This window comes from Burkholderia sp. L27(2015) (assembly GCF_009765705.1).
Lineage (GTDB): Bacteria > Pseudomonadota > Gammaproteobacteria > Burkholderiales > Burkholderiaceae > LMUX01.
The window spans coordinates 245,093-262,315 of record NZ_LMUX01000020.1 but is presented as its reverse complement, the minus strand read 5'-3'; the positions used below and the strand labels follow the sequence as shown (position 1 = coordinate 262,315).

The 17,223-nt window shown below is 60.0% G+C and carries 15 protein-coding genes; all 15 read right to left on the bottom strand.

What is annotated here, in order from left to right; genetic code table 11:
- Nucleotides 1–18 precede the first annotated feature (18 nt).
- The 15 genes from GSQ77_RS18125 to GSQ77_RS18055 all read right to left on the bottom strand — a co-directional run bounded on the left by GSQ77_RS18125 (nt 19) and on the right by GSQ77_RS18055 (nt 17,126).
- Nucleotides 19–1,926, bottom strand: coding sequence for a potassium transporter Kup (locus tag GSQ77_RS18125; protein WP_158904166.1), 1,908 nt, complete (start codon nt 1,924–1,926; stop codon nt 19–21).
- Nucleotides 1,927–2,032: 106 nt separating this feature from the next.
- Nucleotides 2,033–2,578: a phosphoribosyltransferase gene (locus GSQ77_RS18120; protein ID WP_158904165.1), complete on the bottom strand. Its 546-nt coding sequence runs from the start codon at nt 2,576–2,578 to the stop codon at nt 2,033–2,035.
- Nucleotides 2,579–2,593: 15 nt separating this feature from the next.
- Complete coding sequence (locus tag GSQ77_RS18115; protein ID WP_158904164.1) at nt 2,594–3,958, bottom strand: adenylosuccinate synthase; 1,365 nt, start codon at nt 3,956–3,958, stop codon at nt 2,594–2,596.
- Between the two features lie 112 nt (nt 3,959–4,070).
- Nucleotides 4,071–5,225 (bottom strand): ATP phosphoribosyltransferase regulatory subunit, encoded by a 1,155-nt coding sequence (locus tag GSQ77_RS18110; RefSeq protein WP_158904163.1) that lies wholly within the window; start codon nt 5,223–5,225, stop codon nt 4,071–4,073.
- Between the two features lie 18 nt (nt 5,226–5,243).
- Nucleotides 5,244–5,441, bottom strand: a complete 198-nt coding sequence (locus GSQ77_RS18105) for a DUF2065 domain-containing protein (RefSeq protein ID WP_158904238.1) — start codon at nt 5,439–5,441, stop codon at nt 5,244–5,246.
- Between the two features lie 27 nt (nt 5,442–5,468).
- Nucleotides 5,469–6,383, bottom strand: a complete 915-nt coding sequence (hflC, locus tag GSQ77_RS18100; protein ID WP_158904162.1) for a protease modulator HflC — start codon at nt 6,381–6,383, stop codon at nt 5,469–5,471.
- Nucleotides 6,384–6,395: 12 nt separating this feature from the next.
- Complete coding sequence (hflK, locus tag GSQ77_RS18095; protein ID WP_254067692.1) at nt 6,396–7,754, bottom strand: FtsH protease activity modulator HflK; 1,359 nt, start codon at nt 7,752–7,754, stop codon at nt 6,396–6,398.
- A 209-nt stretch (nt 7,755–7,963) separates the two neighbouring features.
- Nucleotides 7,964–9,130 carry a GTPase HflX gene (gene hflX / locus GSQ77_RS18090; RefSeq protein ID WP_158904160.1) on the bottom strand — a complete coding sequence of 389 codons (1,167 nt, stop codon included), beginning with the start codon at nt 9,128–9,130 and terminating at the stop codon, nt 7,964–7,966.
- A 112-nt stretch (nt 9,131–9,242) separates the two neighbouring features.
- Nucleotides 9,243–9,491: an RNA chaperone Hfq gene (gene hfq / locus GSQ77_RS18085; RefSeq protein WP_158904159.1), complete on the bottom strand. Its 249-nt coding sequence runs from the start codon at nt 9,489–9,491 to the stop codon at nt 9,243–9,245.
- Between the two features lie 128 nt (nt 9,492–9,619).
- Complete coding sequence (gene der / locus GSQ77_RS18080) at nt 9,620–10,957, bottom strand: ribosome biogenesis GTPase Der (protein WP_158904158.1); 1,338 nt, start codon at nt 10,955–10,957, stop codon at nt 9,620–9,622.
- Nucleotides 10,958–11,031: 74 nt separating this feature from the next.
- Nucleotides 11,032–12,174, bottom strand: a complete 1,143-nt coding sequence (gene bamB / locus GSQ77_RS18075; protein WP_158904157.1) for an outer membrane protein assembly factor BamB — start codon at nt 12,172–12,174, stop codon at nt 11,032–11,034.
- Nucleotides 12,175–12,390: 216 nt separating this feature from the next.
- Entirely contained in the window at nt 12,391–13,020 is a 630-nt protein-coding gene (locus tag GSQ77_RS18070) for a tetratricopeptide repeat protein (protein WP_158904156.1), read from the bottom strand.
- A gap of 234 nt (nt 13,021–13,254) precedes the next feature.
- On the bottom strand, nt 13,255–14,619 hold the full coding sequence (hisS, locus tag GSQ77_RS18065; RefSeq protein ID WP_158904155.1) for a histidine--tRNA ligase: 1,365 nt from the start codon (nt 14,617–14,619) through the stop codon (nt 13,255–13,257).
- Nucleotides 14,620–14,649: 30 nt separating this feature from the next.
- Complete coding sequence (gene ispG, locus GSQ77_RS18060) at nt 14,650–15,912, bottom strand: flavodoxin-dependent (E)-4-hydroxy-3-methylbut-2-enyl-diphosphate synthase (protein ID WP_158904154.1); 1,263 nt, start codon at nt 15,910–15,912, stop codon at nt 14,650–14,652.
- Nucleotides 15,913–15,992: 80 nt separating this feature from the next.
- A complete protein-coding gene (locus tag GSQ77_RS18055; RefSeq protein WP_158904153.1) occupies nt 15,993–17,126 on the bottom strand; it encodes a helix-turn-helix domain-containing protein in 1,134 nt (377 codons plus the stop codon).
- Nucleotides 17,127–17,223 lie beyond the last annotated feature (97 nt).

Genomic DNA, 17,223 nt, shown 5'->3' with positions numbered 1-17,223 from the left:
CGTCCTACTCAGCCGAATTCAAATTTCGATCTTGGTGCCCAATTCCACGACCCGATTGGCTGGAATACTGAAGAAGTCTGTCGGTTTGGCCGCGTTCTGATGCATCCACGCGAAAATCCGCTCGCGCCAGATCGACATACCCGGCAATTGCGTCGGCACCACCGTTTCGCGCGCCAGGAAGAACGAGGTATCCATCAACTCGAAGGCCATGCCGTGCTGCCGCTCGATCAGCTTGAGCACATCGGTGACATCAGGCGTTTCATTGAAGCCATAGGTAGCCCGCACCAGCGACAACCCACCGCCGATATCCTCGACCTCGATCCGGCTGCTGTCTTCGATGTAGGGAACGTCCTGCGTCACGAAGGTCAGAAAAATCGTGCGCTCATGCAGCACTTTGTTGTGCTTCAGGTTGTGCAGCAGGCTTACCGGAACGAGAACATCGCTGCCGGTCAGATAAATCGCCGTGCCTGATACGCGATGCGGCGGATGTGCCAACAAGCCCTGCAGGAACGGCATCAACGGGATACCGTCCGCGGCAGTACGCTCTTTGACGATCTGCCGCCCCTTGTACCAAGTCATCAGCAGGAAAAACAGCAGCGCGCCTATGCTCAACGGCAACCAGCCGCCAGCCGCAACCTTGAGCAAATTGGCGCCGAAGAAGGCCACATCGACCACCAGGAAGCCGGTGATGATGAACGTCACATAGCGTTTGCGCCAATTCCACACTTTGAGCATCACGACCGAAGCCAATATCGTCGTGATCACCATCGTGGTTGTGACCGCGATCCCGTATGCGGCGGCAAGATTATCCGAACTCTTGAAGCCCAGCACGATGAAGATAATGATCAGCAGCAACATCCAGTTCACGACCGGAATGTAGATCTGGCCAATCGCGCGCGCCGAGGTATGGGAGATTTTCATGCGCGGCACATAGCCGAGCTGAATCGCCTGGCTGGTCAATGAAAACGCGCCGGAGATCACCGCCTGCGACGCAATCACGGTCGCGACCGTGGACAAGACCACTAGCGGCAGCAACGCCCACTGCGGTGCCAGCAGGAAAAATGGACTCGTAATCGCATCTTTATGCTGCAACAGCAATGCGCCTTGGCCGAAATAGTTGATCACCAATGCCGGCATCACCAGGCCATACCACGCATATCGGATCGGCTTTGCGCCAAAGTGCCCCATATCGGCATACAGCGCTTCCGCGCCTGTCAGCACCAAGAATACCGAACCCAGCACTGCATAGGCCTGCAGAACGTGCAGCGCCATGAAATGGTAAGCGTAGTAAGGGTTCAAGGCCTCTATGATTCTCGGCGCCGCGATAATCTGCAGGATGCCCATCACAGCCAGCACGAAAAACCAGACCAGCATGATGGGGCCAAACAATCGGCCCACCACTTCCGTGCCACGACGTTGTATCCAAAATAATGCGATCAGGATAATCAAGGTGATGGGAATCACATACGGCGTCAGATGCGGGGCGGCGATCTCCAGCCCTTCGACGGCCGAGATCACCGAGATGGCCGGGGTAATCACAGCGTCGCCGTAGAACATGCAAGCGCCGAAAATACCCAGCATCATCAGGATGCCCGCGGCACGACTGCCGCGCCCGCAACTGCGTAAGCTCAATGCCATCAGTGCGAGAACGCCGCCTTCGCCATTATTGTCGGCCCGCATCACGAACCAGACATATTTGAGCGAGACGACGATCATGATTGCCCAGAACAGCAGCGATATCACGCCGAGTATCGCTTCCGGCGTCGTCTCGATGCCGTGGGCGGGACTGAATGCTTCTTTAAGAGCGTAAAGCGGGCTTGTGCCGATATCGCCGAATACCACACCGATAGCCGCAACTGCCAAGGCTGACATGGATTGCTTGTGGGCGCTCACAGGAGAGGCGACCGCCGGAGTTGCTGTAGTCATGGGTGCGGAGTTTCCAGCAATGGGCTGTTTCGTAGTCGAGCGCTATTCTAACGTCGGCCGGATAGGCTACCCGGCCATGTGGTGCAGATGCCACGCCACCGCGAATTCAGTCCCGCGAGCCTCGGGCGATGTCAGTTGGCCGCATCGTATCCCATATTTCAAACGGTTGATGAATCCATGGACTATTTTCCAGAAACCGCACCGCGTAGTCCGGCGTCTCGCACGACACGGCTTTATGCCAAAGCACCGCCGAGCGCACCGACTTGACGTCAGGGTAATGTTTGTTCAAATGGATTTTTACCTGACGCAATGTCACGCCGGAATCGACCAGATCGTCGACCAGCAAGACACGGCCGGCCACGGCGCCGTGGGTCAACGTGATGGCGGGAGCGATGTCGAGGGTGCCACGCTCCATGCCCTCCCCGCCACGGTATGAACGGGTAGCGAGAATGGCGAGCGGCACATCGAAGAGACGCGAGAGTTGATCGCCTACGCGCAATCCACCGCGCGCCAGGCACAAAATCAGATCGAATTGCCAACCGGATCGATCCACCATTAAGGCCAGTTCGTCGATCAAATCATGATACTCGGACCAGCTCACCCATAAGTGAGCATCGTCACTGGCGGGCGTTGGGCTAGTGGCCTCGCTCATCGGTTGGCGTATCGCTTAGAGCTTGAACGGGTGGCGCAGCAAGATGGTTTCGTCGCGATCCGGCCCGGTCGATACCATGTCGATGGGTACGCCCGCCACGGCTTCAACGCGGCGCAGGTAGTCGCGCGCATTTTGGGGGAGCTGATCCCATTCGCGGATGCCGACGGTGCTTTCGTGCCATCCCGGGAATGTTTCGTAGACGGGTTCGCATTTACCGGCTTCGGCGGCGCCAGGCGGCAGGATATCGACGGCTTTGCCGTCAAGCACATAGCCCACGCACAGATCCACCGCGTCGAGACCATCGAGCACGTCCAGCTTGGTGATACACAAGCCGGACACCCCATTGATCTGAATCGAACGCTTCAGCGCGGCAGCATCGAGCCAGCCGGTGCGGCGCGGACGGCCGGTAACCGAGCCAAACTCCTTACCGACGTTAGCCAATGTCACGCCGACCGCGCCTTGACGCTCAGGATTGTCGGCGTCGTATAACTCGCTCGGGAACGGTCCCGAACCCACACGCGTGCAATAAGCTTTGGTGATGCCCAGGATGTAGTGCAACTGGTCTGGGCCGACGCCCGCGCCCGCGGACGCAGCACCCGCGACGCAATTGCTGCTCGTCACATACGGATAGGTACCATGATCGACGTCGAGTAGCGTGCCTTGTGCACCTTCGAACAGCAGATTGCGCCCTGCTCGGTTTTCTGCGAACAGTCGGCTCGACACGTCGGTGACCATCGGCGCCATGCGTTCCGCATAGCCCAGCAGCGCATCCAGCGTTTGCTGGAAATCGACGGAGGCCGCGCCCAGATACTGGGTCAGCACGAAATTGTGATAGTCGAGCGTGTCACGCAAGCGCTCGGTCAACGAGGGTACGTTGTACAAGTCCTGCACGCGCAAGCCGCGGCGAGCGGCCTTATCTTCGTATGCCGGTCCGATGCCGCGCCCGGTCGTGCCAATCTTGCTCGCGCCGCGGCGTGCTTCGCGTGCCTGGTCGATCGCAACGTGGGACGGCAACAGCAGCGTCGCCGCTTCGGAAATGAACAACCGGCTGCACACATCCACGCCTGCCGCTTCGAGCTCGCCGATTTCCTTGAAGAGCGCTTCGCCGGATAGGACAACGCCATTGCCGATATAGCAGGCAACGCCCGCGCGCATGATGCCCGAGGGAATCAGCCGCAGGATGGTCTTGCGGCCACCGATGATCAGCGTATGGCCCGCATTATGGCCACCCTGGAAACGCACCACGCCGTGCGCGTGATCGGTCAACCAATCGACAATCTTGCCTTTGCCCTCGTCGCCCCATTGGGTACCGACGACGACGACGTTGCGGCCACGGATCTGCTCCGCGCGACGTTCCTGATTCACTGCATTGCCGGACATGTTGAATATGTGTGCTGGTTAAAAACGTATTTTACCCGTGTTCTAGGGCAGATCCGCTTTTTTAGATAAAACGCCGTGCCCGTCAGGGCCGGAAAGGGATTGCGCGCCCGCATCAACGCGTAACGGGTTCCACCACCCATTTCCCCGCGCGCTCCACCAGTGCACGGTCGCAGGCGAATTCGTCACCGTCGTGTTCGTGCCCCGGCAATGCCTGAATCACAATCTCGCCCGCGTCACGCAACGCGGCAACCTGTGCGCGCAAGCTTGCATCATGACTCCAAGGGGCCAGAATCGCAGAGCTGCGAGCTTCGATCGGCGAAATGCGCACCACCTCGCGCAAATCCAGTGAAAAACCGGTGGCTGCGCGCGCCCGGCCATATACCTCGCCGATCTTGTCATAGCGTCCGCCGCGCGCCACCGCGTTAGGCACGCCATCGACATAGGCCGAAAACATAACGCCGCTGTGATATTCGTAACCGCGCAAATCGGCGAGATCGATCATGACTTCGGCGCCTTGCACCTGGCCTGCCAAAAACGCCAATTCGTCCAGCGCCCGCCCTATTGCAGGCAATTTCGGTAAAACTTCGCGAGCGCGATCGAGCACGCTGGCGTCACCGTAAAGCATGGGCAGCGCCAGCACCGCCGCACGCAATGACGTCGGCAAACCCACGCTCAACTCTGCAAGCGTCGGCACATCCTTGCTGGCCAGCGCCGAGAACAACGGGTTAGCGAGCGCCTGCGCCTGCGGCGCTTCGTCCAGTAGCGCACGCATCACGCCGGCATGGCACAGGTCCAGACGCACGCGCGTGAGCTGCGCCAACGCCAGTGTGTCCAGCAACAGTTGCTGGATTTCCAGATCGGCTTCGAGCCCGGCATGGCCATAGATTTCGGCGCCGATCTGAAATGGCTCGCGCGTGGCGTGCAAACCGCGCGGCCGCGTCTGCAGCACGCTGCCCGCATAGCACAGGCGCGTCACGCCAGCGCGGTTGAGCAGATGAGCATCGATACGCGAGACTTGCGGCGTGATGTCGGCGCGCAAGCCCATCGTGCGCCCCGACAACTGATCGACCAGTTTGAAGGTACGCAGGTTTAAATCTTCACCTGCATTGGCCAGCAGCGAATCGATGTATTCGAGCATCGGCGGCATGACGAGTTCGTACCCGTACAGCCGAAACCGGTCCAGCAAGAGGCGCCGTAATACCTCCAGCTTGCGCGCTTCGGAAGGCAGTACATCGGCGATATTTTCGGGAAGCAACCAGATCGACATCGGATAAATCCTCACACTTCAATTATGAGCGTGCCGCACCAGCAGCAGCAATACCACGCCGATCAGCATCGACGCCAGCCCACCCAAACGGATGTGCCGCGCGGGCAGCTCGGCCAGGGTGCGAAATGTGGTCCGCCAGCCTTCCGGAGAAATAAACGGAAACAGCCCTTCCAACACCAACATCAGCGCCAGCGCGAGCAACCCCACTTCGACCATAAAACTCATTGCCGGGCCACCGCGTATTTAACGCTTGCGAGCACTGGCAGCCGGCGCCGGCGTGTCGCTACCCGCCCCGGTTGGGCTATGCAAAAAGCGGAAGAAATCGCTATTCGGATCGGCGATGATCAGATCGCGGCTGCTGCGGAACGTGCTGCGATACGCGTCCAGGCTCTTGTAGAAAGCGTAGAACTGCGGGTCGCGGCCGAACGCATCGGCGTAGATGCTCGACGCTTTGGCATCGCCGTCACCCTTGAGGATCTGAGTCTGCTTATAGGCATCGGCCAGGATCACTTCGCTCTGCCGATCCGCATCGGCGCGTATCTGTTCGGCTTCCGCGGCGCCGGTCGAACGCAACTGGTTGGCAACCTGCTTGCGCTCGGCTTGCATCCGACGATAAACCGAATCGCTGATCTCGGCGAGCAAATCGACCCGTTTCAGGCGCACATCGACGATCTCGACTCCGATCGCGGTGGCATCGGGCGTCACTTTCTCGCGTACCGCCTGCATGACCTTGTCGCGCTCATCCGAAACCACTTCGGTCACCGTGCGCTTGGAGAATTCCTCCTGCAAGGCCGACCGAATGATCTGCGTCAAACGATCCTGAGCCAGTGCCTGGTCGCCATGGAAGCTGATGTAATACTTACGCGCATCGGCGATCCGCCATTTGACGAACAGGTCGACCAGCACGTTCTTTTTCTCGGACGTGATGTAACGGTCGGCTTCCGGCGTATCGATCGTCTGTATCCGCTTGTCGAGCACGATCACGTTCTCGAACGGCGGAGGGAGCTTGAAATACAACCCCGGCTCCGTAATCACTCGCTTGACTTCGCCAAAAGAAAAAACGATGGCGTCGTCACGCTGATCGACGACAAACAAGGTCGAACTGACGATAAAGGCCAGCACGATGACGGCAACAACCGTCGCAATAATTCGATTCATATTCTGCGCCCCTTAATTCGATGAGCTATCGCGGTTGCGCATGAAATCACGCGAGCGAGTGGGGTCGTCCATGGCCGGAGCGCGACTGGTATCGGTCGCGGCCGGGGCTGACTGCGCCGAAGTGTCGGTCGCGCTATCGTCATCGCTACGCGCCGCAGCGCCGCTACCCGCAGCGCCCGTGCCGGCACCCTTGGGCTTGACGCGTTCCATCAACTTATCCAGCGGCAGGTACATCAGGCTGCTCGACGCGCGGCCATCGGCCAGGACCTTCGTCGAATTCTGGTAAATGCTCTGCATGGTGTCCAGGTACATCCGTTCGCGGGTCACGGCGGGCGCTTTCGCGTACTGGCCGAGCACCTGCGTGAAACGGTCCGCATCGCCCTCGGCTTGTGCGACCACACGGGCCTGATAACCGCGCGCTTCTTCGATCATGCGCGCGGCGGTACCGCGGGCTCGCGGAATCACGTCGTTGGCATAGGCCTGCGCTTCGTTTTTCGCGCGCTCGCGGTCTTGACCGGCTTTGACCGCATCGTCGAACGAGGCCTGCACCTGTTCGGGCGGCTGCACGCTTTGCAGCGTCACGCTGGTCACCAGAATGCCGGTTTTATACGAGTCGAGAATACGCTGAATGGACTTTTGCAGATCGATGGCGACTTGCTCACGTCCCTCATAGAGAACGTAGTCCATTTTGCTTTTGCCGACGATTTCACGCACCGCGGTTTCTGCCGCCTGCTTCACGTTGGCTTCGACGTCCGCGTTGTTGAAAATGAAGTCGGCCGGGTCACTGACGCGATATTGCACGGCAAATCGCACGTCGATGATATTTTCATCGGCGGTAAGCATCGATGAGTCTTTCAGGTTGGTGGCCTGGATCACCGTGTTGCGACCGATTTCGATCGAACGCACCTGAGCCATGTTGACGATCTCGTTCGACTGGAACGGATACGGCAGGCGCCATTGAATGCCCGAGCCCGCGGCGTACTTGTACTTGCCGAATTGCAGCACGATGCCCGCTTGGCCCTCTTGCACGATGAAGACGCCGCTGCCCAGCCAGATCAGGATCACAACGGCAAGCGCAATCCCGGCGCCGTAACGCGTGCCGTTACCGCTGCCGAATCCACCACCCGCGCCACCCCCGCCTCCACCGCTTCCACTACTGCCGCTGGGCGGTGTTGCCCCCTCTTTGCGGCCGAACATGCGGTTCAGACGTTTGTTGAAATCGCGCCACATTTGATCGAGGTCGGGCGGCCCCTCCTGATTGTCCTGCGCGAGCTTAGGTTCCGCGGCGCGGTCTGAGCGCCGGGCGCCGATCAAAGAAATCAGAGCCGCGCGCAGGCGCTGCCCGGTATTACGTTCGTCGTAGGTTTTCAACATGGACCCAGCCGGTAGGTACTGATTGTGCCAATTATGCTGCTAATGCCGATCTCGCTTGCGGGGCGGGCGTGTCGCACGACGTCGCGCTGTCTCGTACGCGTCGTACCTGCCGTACATACGGCCGCAAATATCGTCGGGTGCTGCGCGCACGGCGTGCGCACAGCACCCCGCCTATGCGTGCTTCATGCCTAGGTGTACTTCATACGTCAGGCTTCGCGCGCTTGGAACGGCTCCGGTTCGATGTCGCTGAAGCGAACATCGCCGGCGTCAGGCTGCGTCGTGCCGAGGGCTGGATGGGTCGCGGCTTCGGCGATTGCCGCGCGCAAAGCATCCAATCCCAGCCCTTCGCGCGCACTTAGAAAAACGCGCGAAATATTACCATACTCGTCCCGCTCCACAGTGCCGGCACGGTCCCGCAACTCAGGTACCGCGTCGATCTTGTTGAATACGAGGATCTGCCGCACGTCGCTGGCGCCGATATCGTCCAGCACACCATTGACCTGCTGGATCTGGTCGTCGCGCACGGCGCTCGAAGCATCCACCACGTGGAGCAATAAATCCGCGTGTATGGTTTCTTCCAGCGTGGCGCGAAACGCCGCCACGAGTTGGTGGGGCAGGTCGCGTATGAAACCGACCGTGTCCGACAAGACGATATTGCCGGCCTCGCCCAGATAGACGCGTCGCGACGTGGTATCCAGCGTGGCGAACAATTGGTCCGCTGCATACGCCTGCGCCTTGGTCAGCGCGTTAAACAGCGTCGACTTGCCTGCGTTGGTGTACCCCACCAGCGATACGGAATAGGTTTTGCTACGCTCACGCTGACGACGTTGCGTGCCATGTTGGCGGCGCAACTTTTCCAGCCGTGACTTGAGCATCTTCACGCGCTCGCCAATCAGGCGACGGTCGGTTTCAAGCTGAGTTTCACCTGGGCCACGCAGCCCGATGCCGCCTTTTTGACGTTCCAGGTGAGTCCATGCGCGTACCAGGCGGGTCGCCAGATATTGCAATTGCGCCAGTTCGACCTGGAGCTTGCCTTCGTGACTTTTTGCGCGCTGGGCGAAAATATCGAGGATCAGGCTGTTGCGATCGACCACTCGCGTCTCCAGCGTCTGCTCCAGGTTGCGTTGTTGGCCTGGGCTCAAAACGTGATTGAAAATCACGATTTCGACCTGGTTGGCGATCACGGCTTGTTTGAGTTCTTCGGCTTTACCGCTGCCAACGAACATTTTTGCGTCCGGACTGCTACGGCGCCCCGTCAAGGTGACAACCGGGAGCGCACCGGCGCTTTTTGCGAGGAGGCCGAGTTCTTCGAGGCTGGCTTCAAAATCGATCTTGCCAAAATCGATGCTGACTAATGCTGCGTTAGTGGTCAAATTGGATGGTCAAAAAAGGGAAAAACCAGCGGGCCTGATATATCTACATGTGTCATGACACAGAAGCGGACACAAAAGCGCGCAGAACAGAATCCCGCTGGGTCAATTCGTATCAGGAAACTTCCGCATCTGGGTGGAAATTTACCGGACGCGCCGGAACCACGGTCGAAATGGCGTGTTTGTACACCATCTGCGTCACCGTATTACGGAGCAGAACCACGTATTGATCAAACGATTCGATATTACCTTGCAGTTTGATACCGTTGACGAGGTAAATCGACACGGGTACGTGCTCTTTACGTAGTGCGTTCAAAAATGGGTCTTGTAACAGTTGCCCTTTATTACTCATAGCGAACTCCATATAGTTTTTTTGCAGGTTGATTCCAGGGGAAGGTCAAAAAGTTGCCCGCCCCTCTGACACAATATAGCCGATTTTTAATCGGTGCCTAGCCACTGTGCGTCAGACCAGACCAACGGTAGCCAAACGGGCTAGCCTTTGTCTGTAAAAGGATTATGACTAGAGCGAAACTCTATGCGCAATGGAGTACCGATTAGCCCGAAAGTTTCCCGGAATCGGCCCTCCAGATAGCGTTTGTAGGAATCGGTAATAGCGTCCAGCGCATTGCCGTGAATAATCACAATAGGCGGGTTCTGGCCGCCCTGGTGGGCATAGCGCAGCTTCGGGCGAACCGGCCCTTTGCGGCGCGGCTGCTGGAACTCCACCGCTTCAATCAGCGCGCGGGTCAGACGCGGCGTCGCGAGCTTGGACATCGCCGCGGCATAGGCTTGGTCCACCGAGCGCATCAGCGGACTGATTCCCGATCCTTCAGTGGCTGAAATAAAGTGAAATTTTGCGAAATCGAGAAATTTCAGCTTACGCGCCATATCGGCCTTGATGGTGTCGCGGGCATGCAGATCCAGGCCATCCCATTTATTGACGCCCACCACCAGTGCACGGCCCTGCTCCACCACGAAGCCCGCGATATGGGCATCTTGCTCGCTGATGTCCTGACGCGCGTCCAGCAGCAGCACCACGACGTTGGCGTCCGAGATCGATTGCAGCGTCTTGACCACCGAAAACTTCTCGACCGCCTCGAAAACCTTGCCGCGCCGACGCAGTCCGGCGGTGTCGATCAGCGTATACGGCTTGCCGCCTCTCTCGAAGTCGATGTAAATCGAGTCGCGCGTGGTGCCCGGCATGTCGAATGCGATGACGCGCTCTTCGCCAAGCAAGGCGTTCACCAGCGTCGATTTCCCAACGTTGGGACGGCCCACGATGGCGATCTTGACACCGTGAGCGTCCACCGCCTCTTCGGTCTCGTCCGGCTGACCCGCGTAGGCGACTTCGAGCGCCTCGTTGATCATATCGGTGACGCCATCGCCATGCGCCGATGAAATGGCACGCGGGTCGCCCAGCCCAAGCTCGTAGAACTCGGCGGCGACCGTGCCGTATTTCATGCCTTCCGCTTTATTGACGACCAAGAACAGCGGCCGACCGGTTTTGCGCAAATAGTCGGCGATGTGCGCGTCTTGCGGTGCCAGCCCCTGCCGGCCATCGACCAGGAACACCACGACGTCGGCTTCTTCCACCGCCTGGCGCGTCTGACGCGCCATTTCATGCATGATGCCGTCTTTCGCAACCGGCTCGAAGCCGCCTGTATCGACCACCAGATAGGGACGATTACCCGCGCGCCCCTCGCCATAATGGCGGTCGCGGGTCAGCCCGGGGAGATCTGCGACCAGCGCATCCCGAGAGCGGGTAAGACGGTTGAAGAGCGTCGACTTGCCGACGTTGGGGCGCCCAACGAGCGCGATGACGGGTTTCATGATTAAGCCATTCAAAAAACGCACACGGCCGGCGAAGGTGCCGGCCGCCATGCGCTACAACATCATTTTAGATCTTATTGCGGTCGATACGCGTATAGATCGCCATTACTCGTCTGTACGATCAACAGTTTGCCTGCGACCAATGGCCGCGCAGTAATACCGCTGTTATTGGCATGAACCCGGCCGATGAACAGACCGGTGTCTCGCGACAGAAAGTGCACATAGCCCTTGTAATCGCCCACGGCAACAGCGTCGCCGATAATGGTGGGCGCTGTCAGTGCACGGCTTTTCAGTTTGTCGTTGCTCCACAGTTTGGTGCCGCGGCCTGCGTCGTAGGCCGACACGACCGACCAATCGTCGGTCGATGCGACGGTGCGTTCGTCCTGAGCCAGACCGCCGTAGCTCGAGTACGGATGCGTCCACAGCGGCTGGCCATTTTCAGCATTGAAACACCCTATGCGGCCCTGGAAGGTCACGGCACACGTCTGCGCTCCGACGAGGGTAGGCGCGCCTGCGACGTCGTTGATCCGCTCGACTTCCGTCACGCCGGATGGGTAGGACACCGCCGTCTGCCAGAAGATATCGCCGGTGTCGAGGCTAAGCGCCGCCATCGTACCGCCCGAAAAGCCCGTCAGGATTGCATTCTGACCGATGAAAATCATGTCCAGCGTGGTGCGCAGGTTCAGCGGCACGGCACGCGAACGATAAACCCATTTCTGCTCGCCGGTGTCGGCGTTGAAGCCCACCACCCGACCATCGATGGTGCGCACGATGACGTAACCCTTGCCAACCAACGGCGGGGTAATGATTTCACCATCCGCCGAGGCTCTCCACAACAGCTTGCCGTCCGGTCCGAGTACATACACCTCGCCTTTGGGCCCACCCACCGCCGTCAGGTTGCCGTCGCCGCCGACGCCCGCCGACAAATCGCCGTCAACCTTGATGTGCCAAAGGGTCTGGCCGTTGGTGGCGTCGATCTTTGCCACGCTGCCGTTTGCACCCGCCGCGTACACCGCGTTACCGACCACCAGCGGTTCGAACAGGTAGGGCCCGGCTTTGCCGACGCTGTTGCTCCACGCCTGCTTGACGTCGAGCACCGACTTGATATCCGTCAAAGGCGTCGGAATGCGGCGCACATCCTTTGAGGAACACGCGGCAAGTGCCGTTGCAATCAGCAGATAAGCAATCGGACGGGCGTAGCGGTTAAGCAGATTCATAGGGTCACGCATGGTGAGAGAAATTCCGTAAAGAATGTCGGCTGGCTATGGGTTAATTGCGACATGAAGCGTATTCGAGCTGCGTCCTGCAGACCCCGCTGTAGACCACGCAGTACTTCCACTTCTGTCGACCGTGCGGTACTTCTACTCGGGTTCTGCGGGCCACGCGGTACATCGCGGCATACCGCGCAGTTACGGCAAAAACGGGCGCGGACCTTATCCTCCGAGCGCGTCGAGCTTGAATTGAATCAACTGGCGCTGTGACGGCTCGCTGCTTGCGAGCGCGTCCAGCGCATTCTGATAGGCCTTGCGCGCATCGTCGCGCTTGCCTTGCGCCGCCAGCAGATCACCACGTCGGTCCGCAAACAGCCCTTTAAAGCCATCCGACGCCGGATCGCTCACAAGTTGCAGGCCGGCATCGTAAGCCTTTTCGTCAAGCAGCAGGCCCGCAAGACGCAATTGGGCGATTTGCTTGAATTCCGCATCCTTGGCGTGCTTGATCACCCAATCGAGTTGCGCTTTCGCGCCCACCGTATCGTTGGCGGCATACAGCCCTTTGGCCGCCAGCAAGCCCGTCATTTGCGCGTACGGCGTGCTGCCAAATTTGTCTTCCAGATCGGACGCCGATCGCGCGATCATCGCCTTGTCGCCCGTGCTGACCGCCTGTTGGACCTGTTCGTATAAGGCCACGGCTTCGCCAGTCTGACGACGCTGCCAGTAATTCCAGCCGTTCCAGCCGGCAGCCACCAGCGCAATCGCCAGCACCACCCAGGTCAGCGCGTTGCCCCATTGAGCCCACCAGGCCTTGAGGTTTTCCAGTGTTTCCTGCTCGTCGTGATAACTCATCGCACCACTTTTCCCTTACTTGACAACCGCATTGACATAGCCAGCCCGGACATCCTGCCCCGGCAGCTCATGCATTCTTAAGCTCTCGCGTCCCGAATCGTTTGCTCGCGCATTTGCAAGCGCGTTTGCAGGCGATCTGCCCGACCGGAGCATGCGCTGCTGGCGGGGCTTGCGCCGCGGGCGTCATGCCGCGGGCGCAGTGCCTCAGGCTGCCTCGGGCCCAGTGCCTCGCGCTTAGTGCCTAGTCTCTGACGCAGGCGGCACGGCGTCATCGTCATCGTCCTCATCGAGTTCAGCGGACGACACCATTGCATCAATCAGGCATTCGGTCAAGCGGTCGACCTCGACCGATTCCTGCGGCAGACCACTGCGCAGCGACTTGAAGGTAGCGGTGCCCGCCGCCACTTCATCGGCGCCCATGATAACCGCATACGCTGCGCCGCTTGCATCCGCGCGCTTCATTTGCGCCTTGAAACTGGACGAAGCGCCATCGGCACTGCAATGCAGCGTCACATCGAGACCCGCGTCGCGCAGGCGCTCCGCAATCACAAACGACTGCGCGCGCGCTTCATCGCCCTGGTGCACCATATAGACGTCGCAGCTCTCGACCTCGGGCTTGACCCCTTCTTCTTTCATCAGCTCGATGATTCGTTCGATGCCCATCGCCCAGCCGCAGGCGGGCGTCGGCTTGCCGCCCAGTTGTTCGATCAGCGGATCATATCGGCCACCACCGGCTACGGTGCCCTGCGAGCCCAGCTTGTCGGTCACCCATTCGAACACGGTCAGATTGTAGTAATCGAGACCGCGCACCAGCCGCGGGTTGATCTTGAAGGGAATATTGTTGGCCTTGAGCAGCGTCTGCAGGCCTTCGAAATGCGCGAGCGACTCAGCGCCAAGGAAATTGATCAGCTTGGGCGCATTGCCGACGATTTCCTGCAGCGCCGGGTTTTTCGTATCGAGCACGCGCAACGGATTGGTATGCAAACGGCGTTTGGCATCTTCGTCCAGCATGTCCAGATGCTGTTCGAGATACGTGATCAGTTCGGTGCGGTGTGCGGCACGCTCGGCGGGTTGCCCCAGCGAATTGATTTCAAGCCGGATGCCGGACAAGCCTAGGTCATCCCAAAGGCGCTGACACATCATTATGATTTCGGCATCCGCATCTGGGCCCGCGAAGCCCAGCGCTTCGATGCCCACTTGATGAAACTGCCGGTAACGGCCACGTTGCGGCCGCTCGTGACGAAACATCGGGCCCACGTACCAGAGCCGCTTGGGGCCGTCATACAACAAATTGTGTTCCAGCGCGGCGCGAACCACCGCAGCCGTGTTTTCGGGGCGCAGCGTCAACCGTTCGCCATTGAGGGCATCGGTGAAACTGTACATTTCCTTTTCGACGATGTCGGTGACTTCGCCGATCCCGCGCGTAAACAGGCTCGTCGACTCGACGATAGGAGTCCGGATATTCTGGTAGCCATAGGCCCGCGCCAGCGACTTGACGGTGCTCTCGAGGTACTCCCACAACGCGGCGTCCTGCGGCAGGATGTCGTTCATCCCTTTTACGCCTGCGAGTTTCTCGACTTTTCTTTTTGGTTCGGTCATCGGTTCTTTTATCAAACCCGCACGCGGGTGTCAGACGGTTGCGTTACTGTAAGTACGGACCACATAGTCGTTGACGATCTTCTGAAATTCTTCGGCAATATGCTCGCCGCGCAGCGTCATCGCTTTCTCGCCATCGATGAATACCGGCGCGGCAGGATTTTCACCCGAGCCCGGCAAACTGATGCCGATATTGGCCTGCTTGGACTCTCCGGGGCCATTGACGATGCACCCCATCACGGCCACATGCATATCCTCGACGCCGGGATATCGTTCGCGCCAGACCGGCATCTGCGCACGCAGGTAGTCCTGGATTTGCGACGCCAGTTCCTGGAAAACCGTGCTCGTCGTGCGCCCGCACCCGGGGCATGCGATCACCATCGGCGTAAACGAGCGCAAGCCCATCGTCTGCAAAATTTCCTGGCCAACGATCACTTCACCGGTGCGTGGGCCGCCCGGTTCCGGCGTGAGCGAGATACGGATGGTGTCGCCGATACCTTCCTGCAGCAGCACGGAAAGCGCCGCCGTCGACGCGACGATCCCCTTGGAACCCATGCCGGCTTCGGTCAACCCCAGATGCAGCGCAAAATCGCAGCGGCGGGCCAATTCTCGATACACCGCGATCAGATCCTGCACGCCACTGACCTTGCACGACAGTATGATTTTATTGCGCGGCAAGCCGATCTCTACGGCACGTTCGGCCGAACTGACGGCCGACTGGATCAGCGCTTCATACATCACGCTGCTGGCTTCCCACGGCTGCGCTCGCTGGCTGTTTTCATCCATCATGCGCGCCAGCATGTCCTGGTCCAGACTGCCCCAGTTCACACCAATGCGCACCGGCTTGTCGTAGCGTGCTGCCGCCTCGATCATCTGTGCGAATTGCGTGTCGCGTTTGGCGCCATGGCCCACATTGCCCGGGTTGATCCGGTATTTCGACAACGCCTGCGCGCAGTCAGGATAATCGCGTAACAACAGGTGGCCGTTGTAATGAAAATCGCCGATCAGCGGCACGGGCACACCCATGCGGTCGAGCTGTTCGCGAATTGCCGGTACCGCGGCGGCAGCTTCCGGTGTATTCACCGTAATACGGACCAATTCGGAACCGGCCTGGGCAAGCTCCTTGACCTGGATCGCCGTACCGATGGCGTCGGCCGTATCGGTGTTGGTCATCGACTGAACGCGTATGGGCGCGTCGCCACCGATCGTAACGAGGTTGCCCGCCCATCGAACGTTGACGCCGTTAGATGCACGACGCGGCTTGGAGCCGCCAAAAACCGGATTAATTTGCTGCATCGAGGTCACCCGTATGAACTTGGTGCGATGGACGTCGTAGCGGCGTCCATCGCAGTTAAAGACGTTGCTTCAAGTTGACGTCAAGGCAGCGTGAAACGCGCCACGTTGCCTTTGACGTTTAAATACTGTTTCGCGTCGACCGCCTGGCCATCGACCTGCATGCTTGCGACGCCGCGCTCATTGCCGACGATGACCTTGAGCGGTCGAACGCCTTGAATCGATGGACTGTCGCCCGCGTGCGCAAGACCGGAAAACACTTCACGGCCATCCTTCTGCCGCACGCTGATCCAGCTGTCTTGCATCAGCGTGAACGTCAGCGTGGCGTTGGCACCGTCTGCGCCGGCCGGTGCCGAGGCCGGTGCCGAGGCCGGTGCCAATGCGGCTGCGCTCGGTGCCAGCGCTGCTGTCGGAACAGGAGCAGGAGCCGCAGCCGTTGCAGGAGCCGCTGCTGGAGCCGTCACAACCGCACTCGGCGCCACGCTCGGCGGAGCACTCACCTCGGGCACCGGGGTTTGTGCCTGGACTTCCGCATTGGCTTCCGAACTAGGAAACGCGTCGGCGGCCGAGCCTGGCTGATTGCCGCTATCCGCGGCTTGCGTGGCATTACCCGGCGTCTGAGCCTGCGCGACATGATCGGTCGAATCGGCTGCTGCAGCGCTTGCGCCCGCTGCGCCGCCTGTCTCGTGCGGCAAGAAGCGCGCGAGCCAGGTCGACGGTTCGCGCCCGTCGCGCCAGACCAACAGCGCGACCGCTGCCAGCACGACCACCACCAATCCCCAAACCCAGCCCAAACGACGCGGCGCGGGAGCTCGCCAATTCACGGCCATCTTGCCGCGCGGCAAATTCGCGCCGGACGACGCCGGCATCGACAAATCGGGCGCTTTGCTGCCGTAAGCGAGCCGCAGCGCCGGGATCATCGTGGCCGGGTCCGCACCGAGCATCTTGGCGTAGCTGCGCGCAATGCCCAGGCAAAAGGTTGCGTCCGGCAGCAAGCTCAGATCGCCGGCCTCCAGCGCCTTGAGCTTGGTTGGCGAGACTTTCAGGCGTGCCGATACGTCGCCGACACTCATGCCTCGCTCGATACGCAATTGCGATAGACGGGCGCCCACGCCCACAACCGTATCCAGACCGGCGGGTCGCGTCGCATCTGCACTCGCCGGCCCTGCGGACTCCCGCTCAGGTGTCGGGGGCGTCAGCGGCAAATCGTCGTTCATCCAAACATCCTTGATTGAGGTTTGATAGGGCTTGCGGCCGGCCCAAAATCACGCTCCTTGCAGATGCAAGGCGTCAAACAGGTCAGGCGTGAGCCGG